Below are 13856 nucleotides of genomic sequence, written 5' to 3'. Positions count from 1 at the left end.
CCGCCGCGAACGGCGCGATCTTCGCCTCCGCCAGCGAACGCACCGACTCACGGAGCATCTCGTGCTCCTCGCTCAGCCGGAAGAGGTCGAAGTCCTGGGTCATGGCAGTCTCCTCGGTGGTGGCACTCAGTACCCCCGATTATGCACACTCAGTATCGCCTCGCCCAGCTTTGCCCTCCGGGTCGGTGCTACCGTCCGGGGTATGAGCGAGGTGCATGAGCAGGGCGGAACCGCCGCGACCCGGCCGACGATGCGGGACGCGCTGGTGGAGGCGGCGTTCGAGCTGTTCTCGGAGCGCGGCTTCGAGCAGACCACCGTCGACGACATCGTCTCGCTCGCCGGCGTCGGCCGGCGGTCGTTCTTCCGGTACTTCCCGTCGAAGGAGGCGGTGGTCTTCCCGGACCACGACGGCTGCCTGGCGGACATGACGGCGCTGCTGGAGCAGGCCGACCCGGCGGGCGACCCGGTGGCGCAGGTCTGCGACGCGGCCCGGCTGGTGCTGCGGATGTACGCGGGGAACCCGGCGTTCTCCGTGGGCCGCTACCAACTCACCAAGAAGGTACCGAACTTGCGCACCCACGAGCTGTCCGTGGTGTGGCGCTATGAGCGCACCCTGGCGAGCCACCTGCGCACCCGGTACGCGGCCCGGTCGGACGGCGCGCTGCGCGCGGACGTGATCGCGGCGGCGGTGGTCGCGGCGCACAACTTCGCGCTGCGGGCGTGGCTGCGCTCGGGCGGCGAGGGCGACGTGGGCGCGGCGGTGGACGAGGCGCTGCAGCTGGTGATCGACACCTGGGGCGACGGTGCGGCCGAGGGCCGGGCCGAGTCGCAGGACGAGGAGGTGGTCGTCATGGTGGCCCGTCGGGGGACGCCGATGTGGCGGGTGGTGCAGGGCGTGGAAGCGGCGCTGGAGTCCTGACCGCGGGTCGCCGGGCCGGCCGGCGGGGCCGGCGCCGGCCCCGACCGCCATGCGGATTGTCCGATGGACCGACTGGCACTCGGTACCTTTACACGGGGCACTGAGTGCCATACCGTCCCTTCTGGCAGACCGCCCCGACCGCACGCCCGCCCGGGCGGCGGTACGGCGGCGCACACCGGCTCAGCAAGGAGACGGCCATGACCCCCACCCTCGCCCCGGCCGCACCGACGGCGGCCCCGACCGCTTCCCCCGTCCTGTCCGGCCCGGCGGCTCAACTCACCGCCGCGGCCGACCCGTTCGCTCCCCACCTCGTCCCGGCCGGGTTCCAGCGACAGCCCGCGGACCCGGTCGTGGAGACCCAGCTGCGCTACCGCCGCTGCCACTGGTGCCACTCGGCGAGCGCCGGCACCTGCCTGCTGTGCCCCGTGTGCGGCTCCGCGGACCTGGAGCCGGCGGTGGCGTCCGGACAGGGCACCGTGCAGCGGCTGCTGCGCCCGACCCGCCGCGGCCCGCACCTGGGCCGCCCGTACCTCATCGTGCTGGACGAGGGGTTCACCGTGCAGGCGGCGGTGCTCGGCGGCCTGCCGGGCGCGGTGCCGATCGGGGCCCGGGTGCAGCTGGTGACCAGCGAGGAGGGCGGCCGGGTGCTCACCTTCCGCCTGGTGCCGCGGATCTGACGCACCGTCGGATCCCTCCCCTGGCACCGAGTGCCACCCGAGCCGCGGACACCGGCCTCTCCCCTCCCCCGGCGGTCCGCACCGCGCGCACACTTCCCACATCCTGCGAACCGCAGGTGTGGGGGTGGCGCGATCCCGTGCACGGAGCGCCACCACGCGGGTAGGCTCGGTGACGTTTGCTGCTCCGGGGGAGGTACTGCACGTGCTCGATCTGAGCGCCCATCAGCCGGCCGCCGTCTGGCGACCGATGTCCGGTCCACCGCCGGCCCGCGAGTGGCGCACCGGCCTCGCGGCCAATCCGGCGGCCCCGGCCGAGGTGCTGTGCCGGCTGCTGAGCGACACCCGCGACGGCGGCGAGGGCGCCGGCCCGGGCTGGCTGGCGGTGCGGCCGGAACTGCCGGACTGCGTGCTGGAGACGGCGCTGCGGCATCCGCACTGGCGGGTCCGGGCGGCGCTGGCGGAGCGGCCGGGCCTGTCGCCGGCGGTGCTGGCGGCGCTGGCCGCGGACCGCGAGCGCCGGGTGCGGCGGGCCGCGGCGTCGGCGGCGCACCGGGTGGAGCTGCCGGCGGAGACGCTGGCCGCGCTGGCGGCGGACCGGGATCCGGACACCCGCCGCCGGGTGCCGGGCTGCGCGGGCCTGCCGACGGAGCTGCTGGTGCGGCTGGCCCAGGACGGCTCGCCACTGGTGCGGGCGGCGGCGGTGGCGGCGGACAGCTGGCCCCAACTGCCGCTCCCGGTGCGGACGGCGCTGCGGGCGGACCGCGATCCGGCGGTCCGGTCGGCGGTGCAGCGGGCGCTGCGGGTGGAGCGGCCGCTGCCGGTGACGCTGGCGGGGTACATAGCGGAGAGCGATCCGGTGCGGCGCGAGCGGACGGCGGCGGGGGCCGCCCTGGAGCGCGCGCTCGGCGAGTGGTTGGTGCTGGACGACGATCCGCGGATCCGCCGGGCGGCGGCGGCCAATCCGCGGCTGCCGACGGATCTGGCGCTGGCCCTGGCGGCGGACCCGGACCCGGCGGTGCGGCTCGCGGTGTCGCTGCGGCCGGACCTGACCGAGCGGCAGCGTGCGGCGGTGGCCTTCCGGATGCCGGACGGGGCGCCGCCCGAGCTGCCGTGGGTGGCCGAACGGGCGGGCGATCCGGCGGAGTTGCTGCGGCTGGCCGGTTCGGGGCATCCGCTGGTGCGGCGGGCGGTGGCGTCGCTGGAGCGGCTGCCGGACGAGGTGGCGGCGCTGCTGGCGGAGGATCCGGAGCTCCCGGTGCGGCTGGCGCTGGCGGAGCACTGTGCGGACGCGCCGGGCGAGTTGCTGCGGTCGGTGTACGCGGAGCTGCTGGGCCCGGCCTCGCTGCCGGCCCTGGAGCGGTTCGCGGCGCCGGGGCTGGCCGCGTGGGCGGATCGGCCGGAGGCGGCGCTGCGGCGGGCGGCGCTGCGCGATCCGGAGCTGCCGACCGGGGTGCTGGCGCGGCTGGCGGAGGATCCGGACCCGGTGGTGGCGGATGCGGCGGCGGCGGATCCGCGGCTGCCGCTGGACGTGCTGCTGCGCCTGCTGGAGCCGGGCGCGCGCCCGGGGCCGGCGGCGGCGAACCCGGCGTTGCCGGTGCCGTTGATGCTGCGCCTGCTGGATCTGGCCGCGGGGCTCTGAGCGTCCCGTTCCCGTGCGGAATAGACCCCGGTAGGTGAATGTTCAACCACCTGTCGGGCCGCGGAGGTCCGACGAGGACCCGGAAACGGGAAGGAGCAGGGCATGACCACCGACTTCCGCCCGGAGACCACGACGGGCCTGCGCCCGGAGCAGGCCACCCTCCACGAGGGCACCGTGGCCGAGCGCTGGGCCCGCGCCCAGCTGTTCTTCGACTCCAAGGCGTACGCGGACGCCGCGCGGATCCTCGCCGAGCTGGTCGAGGAGGTCCCGGAGCAGGTCGGCCCGCGGCTGCTGCTGGCCCGGTCGTACTACCACTCCGCCCAGCTGCGCCGCGCCGAGGAGCAGCTGCGCGCGGTGATCGAGCGCGACCCGGTGGAGCACTACGCGCACCTCGTCCTCGGCCGCGTCCTGGAGCGTCAGGGCCGGCACGCCGAGGCGGTCCCGTACCTCCGCCTGGCCGCCGCGTTCGACGGCGCCTTCCCGGAGTCCTGACCGGCCGTGCCCCGCAGGCCCCGGTCCCCGTCCGTCGGGGGCCGGGGCCTGCGCGTCGTGGTCAGAGCTTCAGGTTCCACACCGTCAGGTCGGCCTCCAGCTCGCCGTAGCTGCCCGCGTCGTAGTGGGTGGCGGTGACGGTGACGACGCCGATCGGCGAGTGGTCGTCGACGACGCACACCCGGTCGCCGTCCAGCACGTCGACCTCCTTCTGCGGCTGCGTCTGCAGGAGGGTGCGGCAGCCCTCCGCGGTGGGCTCGCCGGGGCCGGTCCACGGGGCCACCTGGCCCTTGATCTTCATGCCGCTGCTGCCGCTGCGCTGTGCGCTCGGCCAGATGCTGCCGCCCAGTGTGTCGCCGGTGCGCGCCTTCGCCGGCACGGTCGACAGGTCGAGGCCGGAGAGCCCGAACCGGACCTTTCCGGACCAGCGCACCGCCGCCGCGTTCCCGGCGGTCGGCGCGCCGCCCGTCCCGCCCGTCGCCGTCCCGCCGGACGCCTGGCCCGGGGCGGTGGCGGTGGCCTGCGCGGCCGGCGGGGGCGCGGCGGCGGGACCGCCCGAGCCGCCGCCCATGAAGGCCGCGATCGCGCTCGCCACACCGGCCGCCGCGCTCACCACGGCGGCGATCACGCCCCAGGTCTTGGCGGCCGACGCCTTCGGGTCCGCCGGCGGCCCACCGGGCGGCAGCGGCGGATTGGGCTGATCGTTCATCAAGTCCCCCGACAGGTATTCGTATTGGTCGTTCCGGCCGGTCGAAGCGGCTGGCCGGAACGATAGCCGATCCGCCGTCCGCCCCGCGCCCCGCGACGGCGCCGGGCCGGGGCCCCGCGCCGGTCGCCTTTGCCGCCGACCGCCGTCCCTTGCACGCTGGAAGGGAGCGTCGACGATGCGGAGGTGCGCGCGATGCGGACCTTGGAGGAGCAGATCGAGGTGACCGCCCCGGTGGGGACGGCCTGGTCGCAGCTGCACCGGGTGGCGGAGTACCCGGAGTTCGTGGGCGGCGTGGTGCACGCCACGGCGCGCGGGCGGCGGCACGCGGACCTGGAGGTGGAGTTCGGCGGCGAGCGGCACCGGGTGGACGCGGAGCTGACCGACCACGGGCGCGGCCGGGTGATGAGCTGGGAGACCGACGGCCCGCCGTTGCGCGGCACCTTCGCGCTGCGCCCGCTGGACGCCACGCACACCCGGGTGCAGGTGCGGCTGGAGTACGACCCGGAGGAGTTGAAGGAGGCGCTGGGCGGTCCGCGCGGGTTCGCGCAGAGCCGGGCGGTGGAGGAGGCGGTCCGGTCCGACCTGCGGCTGTTCAAGCAGCTGTGCGAGGAGTGAGCGGCTCGTCGATCGCCAGTTCGGCCCAGATCACCTTGCCGCTGGCGGGGTAGCGGGTGCCCCAGCGCTCGGCGAGCTGGGCGACCAGGAACAGGCCGCGGCCGCCCTCGTCGGTGTCGGTGGCGTGCCGCAGGTGCGGGGAGGTGGCGGAACCGTCCCAGACCTCGCAGATCAGGGCCCGGTCGCGCAGCAGCCGGACCCGGATCGGACCGATGGCGTGCCGGATCGCGTTGGTGATCAGTTCGCTGAGCACGAGCTCGGCGGCGAACGCCTGCTCGGTCAGGCCCCACTCCTCCAGCCTGCCGGTGACGGCGGCGCGGATCCGGGCGACGGCGGCCGGGTCGGCGGGGACGTCCCAGTCGGCGACGTGGTCGGCGGGCAGGGCCCGGGTGCGGGCCACCAGCAGGGCGATGTCGTCGGCGGGATTGGCGGGCAGCAGCGCCTCCAGCAGGTCGTCGCAGATCTGCCACGGGTTGCGGCCGGGGTGCGAGAGCGCGGCGCGCAGCAGCTTCATGCCGTGGTCGAGGTCGTGCGCGCGGGACTCGACCAGCCCGTCGGTGTACAGCACCAGCCGGCTGCCCTCGGCGAGCTCCAGTTCGGCGGCCTCGTAGGGCAGGCCGGCGATGCCGAGCGGCGGTCCGCCGGGCAGGTCGGGGATCTCCACCCGCCCGTCGGGGTGGACGACGGCGGGCGGCAGGTGGCCGGCCCGGGCGAAGGTGCAGCGCCGGGAGACCGGGTCGTAGACGGCGTACAGGCAGGTCGCGCCGGTGATCGGGCGTTCCGCGCCGTCGGGGCGGGGGTTCTCCTGGTCGAGGCGGTTGACCAGGGCGTCCAGGTGACCGAGCAGTTCCTCGGGGGCGAGGTCGAGCGAGGAGAAGGTGTGCACGGCGGTGCGCAGCCGTCCCATGGTGGCGGCGGCGTGCACGCCGTGGCCGACCACGTCGCCGACCACCAGGGCGACCCGGGCGCCGGACAGCGGGATGACGTCGAACCAGTCGCCGCCGACGCCGGCCTGCGCGGGCAGGTACCGGGAGGCGACCTCCAGGGCCTGCTGCTGGGGCAGGCCGGCGGGCAGCAGGCTGTGCTGGAGGGCGACCGCCATGGTGTGTTCGCGGGTGTAGCGGCGGGCGTTGTCGACCTGGACGGCGGCCCGGGCGGTGAGTTCCTCGGCGAGGGCGCCGTCCTCGGCGTCGAACACCGGCCGGGGCCGGGCCCGCCAGAAGGTGGCGACGCCGAGCAGGGTGTCGCCGACGCACAGCGGCGCCGCGATCAGGGTGTGCACCTGTTCGTCGCGCATGGCGTCGACGGTGCCGGGGCTGACTTCGTCCCAGGCGTCGAGGGCCGCCGACAGGTCGGGTTCGACGACCGAGCGGGAGGCGGCGACGGCCCGGGCCCGCGGGGTGCCGGGGATCATCGGCACGGGCGCGCCGGGGCCGAGCAGCGGGGGCTGCGCGGTGATGCCGGACAGCGCGGCGCGGCGCAGCGGCCGGTGCCGGCCGGGGCGGGGTTCGCCGCCGTCGAGGACGCCCTCGTACAGGTCGACGCAGGCGAAGTCGGCGAAGTCGGGGACGAGGGCGGCGGCGAGTTCCTGGCAGGTGCGGGTGATGTCGAGGGTGGTGCCGATGGACGCGCCGGCCCGGTACAGCAGTTCGAGGCGGCGGCGGGCGGTGTCGGGGTTGGCGAGGGCCGCGGTGTCGCGCAGGGTGGCGAGCCGGCAGGGCGGGCCGCCGGCCCGGTCGGTGGGGCGCAGGTCGAGGCCGAGGGTGCGGCCGTGCACGGCGACGGGTGCGTCGGTGAGGTCGTGGCCGCCGTCGAGCAGGGCGGTCAGGGCGGGCGGCAGGCCGAGCGCGCCGAGCGGGCGGCCCTCGCAGTCGGCGGGCAGTTCGAGCAGCCGGCGGGCCTCGTCGTTGGCGAACAGCAGGGCGGGGCCGGCGCCGATCAGCAGCACGCCTTCGCGGACCACGGCCGGTTCGGCGTCGCGGGGCGTCTCGGGCGGCTGGTCGGTCATCCGCGCCGTCCGCGCCGTGCGGGGCTCAGGGGTTCGCGGCGGCCCATGGGCGTCCGGCGCGGGGAGGCCTGGCCCGCCACGCTGTGTCCGCCGGGTGCTGCCCGAAACCGGGTCATACGCCCATTCCTACACTCCCGGCTCCGGCCGGGCCAATGGCCGCGCCCGGTTTTCCGCCGCCGATGTGCGGCTTTCACCCGGCGCCGGCCGGTGCGCCGGCGGCGCGCAGCCGAGGTGGCGGGCTGCGCGCCGCGGTCGCTACTCGGACTCCAGTTCGGCCCGGACCCGGCGGGACGGCCGGAAGGCGTACAGGTCGAGCACGGCGGGCGGCTCGGCCAGGCCGGGGCCGCCGGCGGCGACCCAGGCGGTGATGTCGGCGGCGGCGTCGCGGTCGTTGACCAGGCCGAGCCAGACGGGCCGGCCGCCCGCCCGGCGGCCCTCGGCGGAGGGCTGGACCACGATCACGTTGGCCTGTTCGCAGGCGTCCAGGCAGTCGGTGCGCCGGACGGCGGCGACGCCGGCCAGTGCGGTGCGCAGGTCGTCGAGCTGGGCCTCGTGGTCGAGCCGGGGGTTCTTGGCGGCCACGCCGCAGCAGCAGCCGCGGCAGACGGTGACGGTGCAGCGGGCCGCGGCGGCGGCTTCGGCGGTCTGCCGGGTGCGGTCGGAGCGGCGGCTCATGCGGTGCCTCCTGCGCGGAGGGCGCCGGTCCAGGCGGCTTCGCGCAGCAGGCGCAGGCCGTTGAGGCCGACCAGGACGGTGGATCCCTCGTGGCCGAGCACGCCGAGCGGCAGCGGGAGCGGGGCGAGCAGGTCCCAGGCCACCAGGACGGTGATGAACGCGCCGGCGACGGCCAGGTTCTGCACGACCAGCGTGCGGGCGCGCCGGGAGAGCGCCACCACGGCGGGGACGGTGGCGAGTTCGTCGCGGACGATCACCGCGTCGGCGGTCTCCAGGGCGAGGTCGGAGCCGGCCCGGCCCATGGCGAGGCCGGTGTGCGCGGCGGCGAGCGCGGGCGCGTCGTTGACGCCGTCGCCGACCACCAGCACCTTGCGGCCGGCGCGTTCCCACTCCTGGACGGCGGCGGCCTTGTCCTGCGGCAGCAGCTGGGCCCGGACCTCGCCGAGGCCGGCCTCCTCGGCCAGTCGGCGCGCGGCGCGCGGGTTGTCGCCGGTGAGCAGCGCGGGGGCGTCGCCGGTGAGGGCGGTGAGGGCGCGGACGGTGGCGGCGGCGTCGGGGCGCAGCCGGTCGGCGAGGCCGAGCACGCCGACGGGGGTGCCGTCGGTGGCGACGACGACGGCGGTGCGTCCGGCGCCCTCCAGTGCGGCGACGGTGCTGCCGGTGGCGGGGCAGTCGCGTTCGGGGGCGCGGACGGTGACGGTGCGTCCGCCGACGGTGGCGGTGACGCCGACGCCGGGGGTGGCGGTGAAGTCCTCGGCGGTGGCGAGCGGGAGCCGGCGGGTGCGGGCGGCGTCGACGAGGGCGCGGGCGAGGGGGTGTTCGCTGGGGTGTTCGGCGGCGGCGGCGAGGGCGAGCAGCTGGTCCTCCGTCAGTCCGGCGGCGGGCAGCGGGCGGATGTCGGTGACCCGGGGGGTGCCCTCGGTGAGGGTGCCGGTCTTGTCGAGGGCGACGGTGTCGACCTGGCCGAGGCGTTCCATCACGACGGCGGACTTGACCAGGACGCCGTGCCGACCGGCGTTGGCGATCGCGGACAGCAGCGGCGGCATGGTGGCGAGGACGACCGCGCACGGCGAGGCGACGATCATGAAGGTCATGGCGCGCAGCAGCGAGTCGGTGAACGCGGCACCGAGCGCGAGCGGGACGGCGAACACGGCGAGGGTGGCGGCCACCATGCCGAGGGAGTACCGCTGTTCGACCTTCTCGATGAACAGCTGGGTGGGGGCCTTGGTCTCGGACGCCTCCTCGACCATGGCGACGATCCGGGCGATCACCGAGTCGGTGGCGTCCCGTTCGACCCGGACGCGCAGTGCGCCGGTGCCGTTGAGGGTGCCGGCGAACACCTCGTCGCCGGGCCGTTTGGCGACCGGCAGCGGCTCGCCTGTGATGGTGGCCTGGTCGACCTCGCTGGCGCCGTCGAGGACCCGGCCGTCCGCGCCGATCCGTTCGCCGGGCCGGACGAGCACGGTGTCGCCGACCGCCAACTCCTCGACGGGGACGGTCTCTTCGGCGGGGCCCGGGCCGGCGGTCAGCCGGGTGGCGGTGGCGGGGGCCAGGTCGAGCAGGCCGCGGACCGAGTCGGCGGTGCGGGCGGTGGCGATCGCCTCCAGTGCGCCGGAGGTGGCGAAGATGACGATCAGCAGCGCGCCGTCCATCACCTGTCCGACGGCGGCGGCGCCGAGGGCGGCGACGATCATCAGCAGGTCGACGTCGAGGGTCTTCTCGCGCAGGGCCTGCAGGCCGGCCCAGCCGGGCTCCCAGCCGCCGGTGGCGTAGGCGAGGGCGTACAGCGGGCCCCAGGCCCAGGCGGGGGCGCCGGCCAGGTCGAGCGGGAGGGCGGCCAGGAAGAGCAGCAGGGCGGCCAGTGCCCACCGGGCTTCGGGCAGCGCCAGGACGCGGGTGCGCCGTTTCGGCGGGGCCGGGCGGGGCGCGGCGACGGGCGGCGCGGGCCGCCGGTCCAGGACGGAGGACATGGCAGTGCAACCCTTCGCGGGCGGACGGGACGACACGGCCACCATACCGGAACATCTGAACAGGTCTTCAGGTGTGGTGAGTATGATGAGCGCATGGGCCACGGAACCGACACCGCCACCAGCGCCACCACCCGCGAGCGCCTGGATGCCGTCGGAACGGCCGACGTCGCGGCCACCCTCCAGGCGCTGGCCACGCCGTCCCGGCTGCACATCCTGGCCCGGCTGCAGGAGGGGCCGTGCTCGGTGGGCGAACTGGCCGAGGCCGTCGGCCTGGAGGCGTCCGCCTGCTCGCACCAGCTGCGGCTGCTGCGCAACCTCGGGCTGGTCACCGGCGAGCGCCACGGCCGGTCGATCGTCTACGCGCTGTACGACAACCACGTCGCCGAGCTGCTCGACCAGGCGCTGTACCACGTGGAGCACCTGCGCCTGGGCATCCGCGACGTCCCGCCGGGGTCCGCGGCCGCCGACTGACCGCCGCGGGCCGTCCGCCATGTGGGACCCCGGGCGCGGCGCCCGGGGTGGGCGGGGATTCAATGGCAGGTGTAGAAGCCAAGCATCTGCGCGAAGAAGGTCCGCCATGCCCCACATCACCGTCGACTACTCGCCCCAGCTGGCCGACTCCTTCGACCGCCCCGGCTTCGTCCGCGAACTGCACCCGCTGGTGCGCGAGTGGGTGGCCTCCCGGGGCGTGTGCAAGACCTTCTTCCGGCAGGCGGCGGAGACCTGGGTGGACGACGCGGACGGGCAGCTGACCGCCTTCGTGCACATCGCGATCGGGCTGCTGCCGGGTCGGCCGGAGGGGCTGAAGGCGCGGCTGTCCGAGGAGGTGCTGCGGCTGCTGGACAAGCACCTGCGGCCCGTCCTCGGCCGCCAGGTCGTCCGCTCCGCCGAGGTCCGCGACCTCACCCCGTCCTACCGGCTGCGCACCGGCTGGTAGTCCCGCTCACCGGTGCCCGAGGACGTTCACCACCCGCCCGTTCGGGTCCCGGACGAAGAACCGGCGCACGCCCCACTCCTCGTCGGCCAACGGGTGCACGATCTCCGCGCCGGCGGCCCGCACCGCCGCGTACGCGGCGTCCACGTCGTCCACCTCGACGCTCAGGTCCGGCGCCACGGGCGCGGTCGCGTCCCCCGTCATGAGGCTCACCTGTGCGGTGGGGCTGCCGGGCGCGGCCAGGGTCGTGATCCAGCCGAGGTCCATCACCTCCTCGAAGCCGAGCCGCGCGTAGAACTCCCGGCTCTCCCCCATCGCCCGCCGGTCCGTCACCCGTACGTTCGGCACCACCCTGCGCACCGCCACGACCGCTCTCCTCCCGTCGACGCCACTCGCCGCCTTCGACGGTAGCGCCCCGCGCCGTCAGGGCCGGCGGGCCAGAAAGGCCGTCAGCTCCGCGTTCAGCTCGGCCGCCCGGGTGTAGGGCAGGGCGTGGTGGGAGACGTCCGGCAGGGTGCGGACCTCGGCCTGCGGGAGCAGGGCGGCGGCGCGGTCGACCAGGGTGCGGGGGCGGTGGGAGCGGCTGCCGGCGGCGGCCAGGACGAGGCAGCGGGCGCGGAGGGCGGCCAGCGCCTCGGGGCGGGGGCGGGGCCCGGTGACCGGCCGGGCGGCGGGGAAGGTCGCGGCCAGGCCGTACAGGCGGGTCCAGTCCGGGTCGAGCGGGATGCCGCCGGTCTCCCAGGCGAGGAAGGCGCGGGCCCGGACCTCGCTCGGGCGGGCCAGCATGGGGGCGGCGTGCAGCAGGTAGCGGGGCGAGTAGGAGGTGAAGCTGCCGGTGGGGTCGAGCAGGGCGAGGCGGTCGACCCGGTCGGGGCGGCGCAGCGCGTAGCTCAGGGCGATCCAGCCGCCGTAGGAGTGTCCGCACAGGTCGGCGCGGTCGAGGCCGAGTCCGTCGAGGACGGCGTCCAGCCAGCCGTGCAGGTCCTCGACGCGGCGCAGCGGCTGTCGCCCGCCGCTCGCGGAGCGGCCCGCCTCGCCGATCCGGTCCACGGCGAACACCCGGGCCTCGCGGGCGAGTTCGCCGATGTTCGCCCACCAGCTGGCGGCCGTGGCGCCGCCTCCGTGGATCAGCACCAGCGGCAGCCCGCCGGCCGGTCCGGCGGCGTTCACCCGGGTGGCGCCGTACGCCGTGTCGAGGTCCAGGGTCTCGACGGGGACGGGCCAGCGGCCGAGCAGGGTGTCGTACGCGGACAGGAAGGCGGAACGGTCGAACGCCATGGCGGCAGCCTCCACGGGCAGGGTTGTCTCGCTGAGCGATTGTCTCGCCCGGCGAGATACTATGCACCTGTCCGCCCGTCCGCGCACCCGCCCCCGTCGAAAGGCCGTACCGCATGACCGACGAACTCCGCGACGGCGACGGCCTGCAGACGGTCCATCAGCTCCGCGCCCTGACCGTCGAACTCGACCTGCTGGCCGCCGACTTCGCCCGCCGAAACGACCTGCACCCGACCGACCTGCGCGCCCTGATCGCCCTGCTGGACGCCGCCCGGGCCGGCACCCCCGCCACGCCCGGCCTGCTCGGCCGCGAGCTGCGCCTGAACTCGGCGGGCACCACCGCCGTCCTCGACCGCCTCGAACGGCTCGGCCACGTCCGCCGCACCCGCGACCCGCACGACCGGCGCCGCGTCCTGCTGGAGGTCACCGACCGGGCGATCGCCCTCGGCGAGGGCTTCTTCGGCCCGCTGATCGGCGACGCCGTCGCCCTGGTGGACGGCCTCTCCCCCGCCGAACTCGCCGCCGTCACGGGCTTCCTGGCGTCCATGCGGGCCCTGGTCGCCCGGCACGGACCGGGCGGACGGCCGGGCCCGGGCGGGGCGGGGGCGGCCGCGCCCGGGCCGTCCGGCGTCAGCGGCCGGGGTTGAAGCCGAGCTTCGGCGCGGCGTTGCGGGCGAGGGTCAGCGCCTGCTCGGGCCACCAGCCGCCGGCGACCGGGTCGACGCTGCCGTACTCGGGGTCGGCGGGCCCGGCCGTGCCGCGGGTGCAGCTGCCGTCGGACTCGCCGGGCACCTTGATCCACAGGTACGCGTCGAGCAGCGCGACGCCGGTCGCGGCGGTCGGGCGGGTGCCCAGACCGCGGCCGGGCGGGTTGCACCAGGTCTGCGCGTCGGTGTACTTGCCGGCCGGCGGCGTCCACGGGCCCTGGCCGTTGCGGCTGCTGTCGATCACGAAGCGGACCAGCGTCGCGTCCGCCGGGACGTTCGCCGCGTACCAGGCGTCCGCGTCCGCCTCCGGCCAGTACTGGTTGGCGCAACTGTCGCCGGTGGCACCGGGGTTGTGCTCCAGGTACCAGACGCACTTCGACACCTGGGTGCCGTACCGGACCAGCGAGGCGTCGGTCATGTAGTTCGACACGTTCAGGAAGAAGCCCCGGGCGCGGTCCACGCCGGCGTCGATCAGCAACTGCGCCTGCGTGCCGACGTTCTGCCAGCCGCTGTGGCCGCCGTCCAGGTAGACCAGCGCGCCGCGCTGCTGCGCCAGGCGGTCGACGGCCGCGCCGATCTCGGCGAGGCGGTCCTGCTGCTGGGCGGCGGTGCCGCCGCAGAACGCCGGGGACAGCGCGAGGCCGTCCGGCTCCAGCACCACCACGGTCGTCCGGTCGCCGATGCCGCGCGCGAGGGCGTCGATCCACTGCGCGTACTCGGCGCTGTTGGCCGCCCCGCCCGCCGAGTACTGCGAGCAGTCCCGGCCCGGCACGTTGTACGCGACCGCCACCGGCACCTGCCGGGCCCGGGCGGCCTTCGCCTGCAGCGCGGCCATCGCGTCCGTGGTCTGCTGGGGCGTCGCCGTCCCGTTGAACCACTGCGCGACCGGCCAGGACGCGAGCTCGGCCATCGCCTTCGCGCCCGCCAGGTCGTGCGCCTTCAGGTCGGTCAGCGCCTGCTGGGCGGCCTTGCTGCCCGGATCGACGTAGAACCGGGAGTCCGCCGCCAGCGTCGGCGACGCCGGTTCGGCGGCCCCCGCGGACGGGGCGACGGCGAGCCCGAGACCGGACGCGAGAAGCACGGCGAGCGACAGTGCGGCTCGCACGGGGTGGGGTGGGCGCATGGCGGATCTCTCCCAGCAGACGTCGGCATCCAACGGAGCGGCCATGCACCCATCCCGCCCGACGCACCGTCAACCCCCGCGCGCCGCACCCGCCGCCGCACCGGGCCCGCGGT

The 13856-nt window shown here is 76.2% G+C and carries 15 protein-coding genes; 8 read left to right on the top strand and 7 right to left on the bottom strand.

All coding sequences use genetic code 11. The features are described 5' to 3' along the window. Window positions 1–202 precede the first annotated feature (202 nt). The 4 genes from ACFV1L_RS12285 (at window position 203) to ACFV1L_RS12270 (ending at window position 3727) form a co-directional block, all read left to right on the top strand. Entirely contained in the window at window positions 203–919 is a 717-nt protein-coding gene (locus ACFV1L_RS12285) for a TetR family transcriptional regulator (protein WP_380365183.1), read from the top strand. Between the two features lie 197 nt (window positions 920–1116). Beyond that, complete coding sequence (locus tag ACFV1L_RS12280; RefSeq protein ID WP_380365182.1) at window positions 1117–1596, top strand: Zn-ribbon domain-containing OB-fold protein; 480 nt, start codon at window positions 1117–1119, stop codon at window positions 1594–1596. Between the two features lie 202 nt (window positions 1597–1798). Then, the gene (locus ACFV1L_RS12275) at window positions 1799–3235 is read left to right on the top strand and encodes a hypothetical protein (protein ID WP_380365181.1); all 1437 of its coding nucleotides are present in this window, start codon (window positions 1799–1801) and stop codon (window positions 3233–3235) included. 102 nt (window positions 3236–3337) lie between these two features. Then, complete coding sequence (locus tag ACFV1L_RS12270) at window positions 3338–3727, top strand: M48 family metallopeptidase (protein ID WP_035858159.1); 390 nt, start codon at window positions 3338–3340, stop codon at window positions 3725–3727. Between the two features lie 61 nt (window positions 3728–3788). Here the strand turns inward: ACFV1L_RS12270 and ACFV1L_RS12265 are convergent, their stop codons facing one another. Next, window positions 3789–4436: a hypothetical protein gene (locus ACFV1L_RS12265; protein ID WP_380365180.1), complete on the bottom strand. Its 648-nt coding sequence runs from the start codon at window positions 4434–4436 to the stop codon at window positions 3789–3791. 192 nt (window positions 4437–4628) lie between these two features. Between ACFV1L_RS12265 and ACFV1L_RS12260 the strand changes: the two genes are divergently transcribed. Next, a complete protein-coding gene (locus ACFV1L_RS12260; protein ID WP_380365179.1) occupies window positions 4629–5051 on the top strand; it encodes an SRPBCC family protein in 423 nt (140 codons plus the stop codon). Here the strand turns inward: ACFV1L_RS12260 and ACFV1L_RS12255 are convergent. The 3 genes from ACFV1L_RS12255 to ACFV1L_RS12245 all read right to left on the bottom strand — a co-directional run bounded on the left by ACFV1L_RS12255 (window position 5029) and on the right by ACFV1L_RS12245 (window position 9704). Continuing rightward, the gene (locus ACFV1L_RS12255) at window positions 5029–7059 is read right to left on the bottom strand and encodes a SpoIIE family protein phosphatase (RefSeq protein ID WP_380365178.1); all 2031 of its coding nucleotides are present in this window, start codon (window positions 7057–7059) and stop codon (window positions 5029–5031) included. The two genes, ACFV1L_RS12260 and ACFV1L_RS12255, sit on opposite strands and share 23 nt — an antisense overlap. A gap of 255 nt (window positions 7060–7314) precedes the next feature. Continuing rightward, window positions 7315–7734, bottom strand: a complete 420-nt coding sequence (locus ACFV1L_RS12250; RefSeq protein ID WP_380365177.1) for a (2Fe-2S) ferredoxin domain-containing protein — start codon at window positions 7732–7734, stop codon at window positions 7315–7317. Continuing rightward, on the bottom strand, window positions 7731–9704 hold the full coding sequence (locus ACFV1L_RS12245) for a heavy metal translocating P-type ATPase (RefSeq protein WP_380365176.1): 1974 nt from the start codon (window positions 9702–9704) through the stop codon (window positions 7731–7733). The genes ACFV1L_RS12250 and ACFV1L_RS12245 overlap by 4 nt, the downstream gene beginning before the upstream one ends. 93 nt (window positions 9705–9797) lie before the next feature. On the opposite strand from ACFV1L_RS12245, the gene ACFV1L_RS12240 reads away from it, so the two are divergent. After that, window positions 9798–10175: an ArsR/SmtB family transcription factor gene (locus ACFV1L_RS12240; protein ID WP_380365175.1), complete on the top strand. Its 378-nt coding sequence runs from the start codon at window positions 9798–9800 to the stop codon at window positions 10173–10175. A 106-nt stretch (window positions 10176–10281) separates the two neighbouring features. Continuing rightward, the gene (locus ACFV1L_RS12235; protein ID WP_380365174.1) at window positions 10282–10641 is read left to right on the top strand and encodes a 5-carboxymethyl-2-hydroxymuconate Delta-isomerase; all 360 of its coding nucleotides are present in this window, start codon (window positions 10282–10284) and stop codon (window positions 10639–10641) included. Window positions 10642–10647: 6 nt separating this feature from the next. Here the strand turns inward: ACFV1L_RS12235 and ACFV1L_RS12230 are convergent, their stop codons facing one another. After that, the gene (locus ACFV1L_RS12230; protein ID WP_380365173.1) at window positions 10648–11004 is read right to left on the bottom strand and encodes a VOC family protein; all 357 of its coding nucleotides are present in this window, start codon (window positions 11002–11004) and stop codon (window positions 10648–10650) included. A gap of 57 nt (window positions 11005–11061) precedes the next feature. Next, on the bottom strand, window positions 11062–11916 hold the full coding sequence (locus ACFV1L_RS12225) for an alpha/beta fold hydrolase (RefSeq protein WP_380365172.1): 855 nt from the start codon (window positions 11914–11916) through the stop codon (window positions 11062–11064). A 113-nt stretch (window positions 11917–12029) separates the two neighbouring features. Between ACFV1L_RS12225 and ACFV1L_RS12220 the strand changes: the two genes are divergently transcribed. Then, window positions 12030–12560: a MarR family winged helix-turn-helix transcriptional regulator gene (locus ACFV1L_RS12220; protein ID WP_380365171.1), complete on the top strand. Its 531-nt coding sequence runs from the start codon at window positions 12030–12032 to the stop codon at window positions 12558–12560. Here the strand turns inward: ACFV1L_RS12220 and ACFV1L_RS12215 are convergent. After that, window positions 12544–13743, bottom strand: coding sequence for a glycoside hydrolase family 6 protein (locus ACFV1L_RS12215; protein ID WP_380365170.1), 1200 nt, complete (start codon window positions 13741–13743; stop codon window positions 12544–12546). The two genes, ACFV1L_RS12220 and ACFV1L_RS12215, sit on opposite strands and share 17 nt — an antisense overlap. Window positions 13744–13856: the final 113 nt, after the last annotated feature.

The organism is Kitasatospora sp. NPDC059646, assembly GCF_042734615.1.
Lineage (GTDB): Bacteria > Actinomycetota > Actinomycetes > Streptomycetales > Streptomycetaceae > Kitasatospora.
Note: the sequence above shows the minus strand (reverse complement) of the source record. Positions and strands in the feature narration are given on the sequence as shown.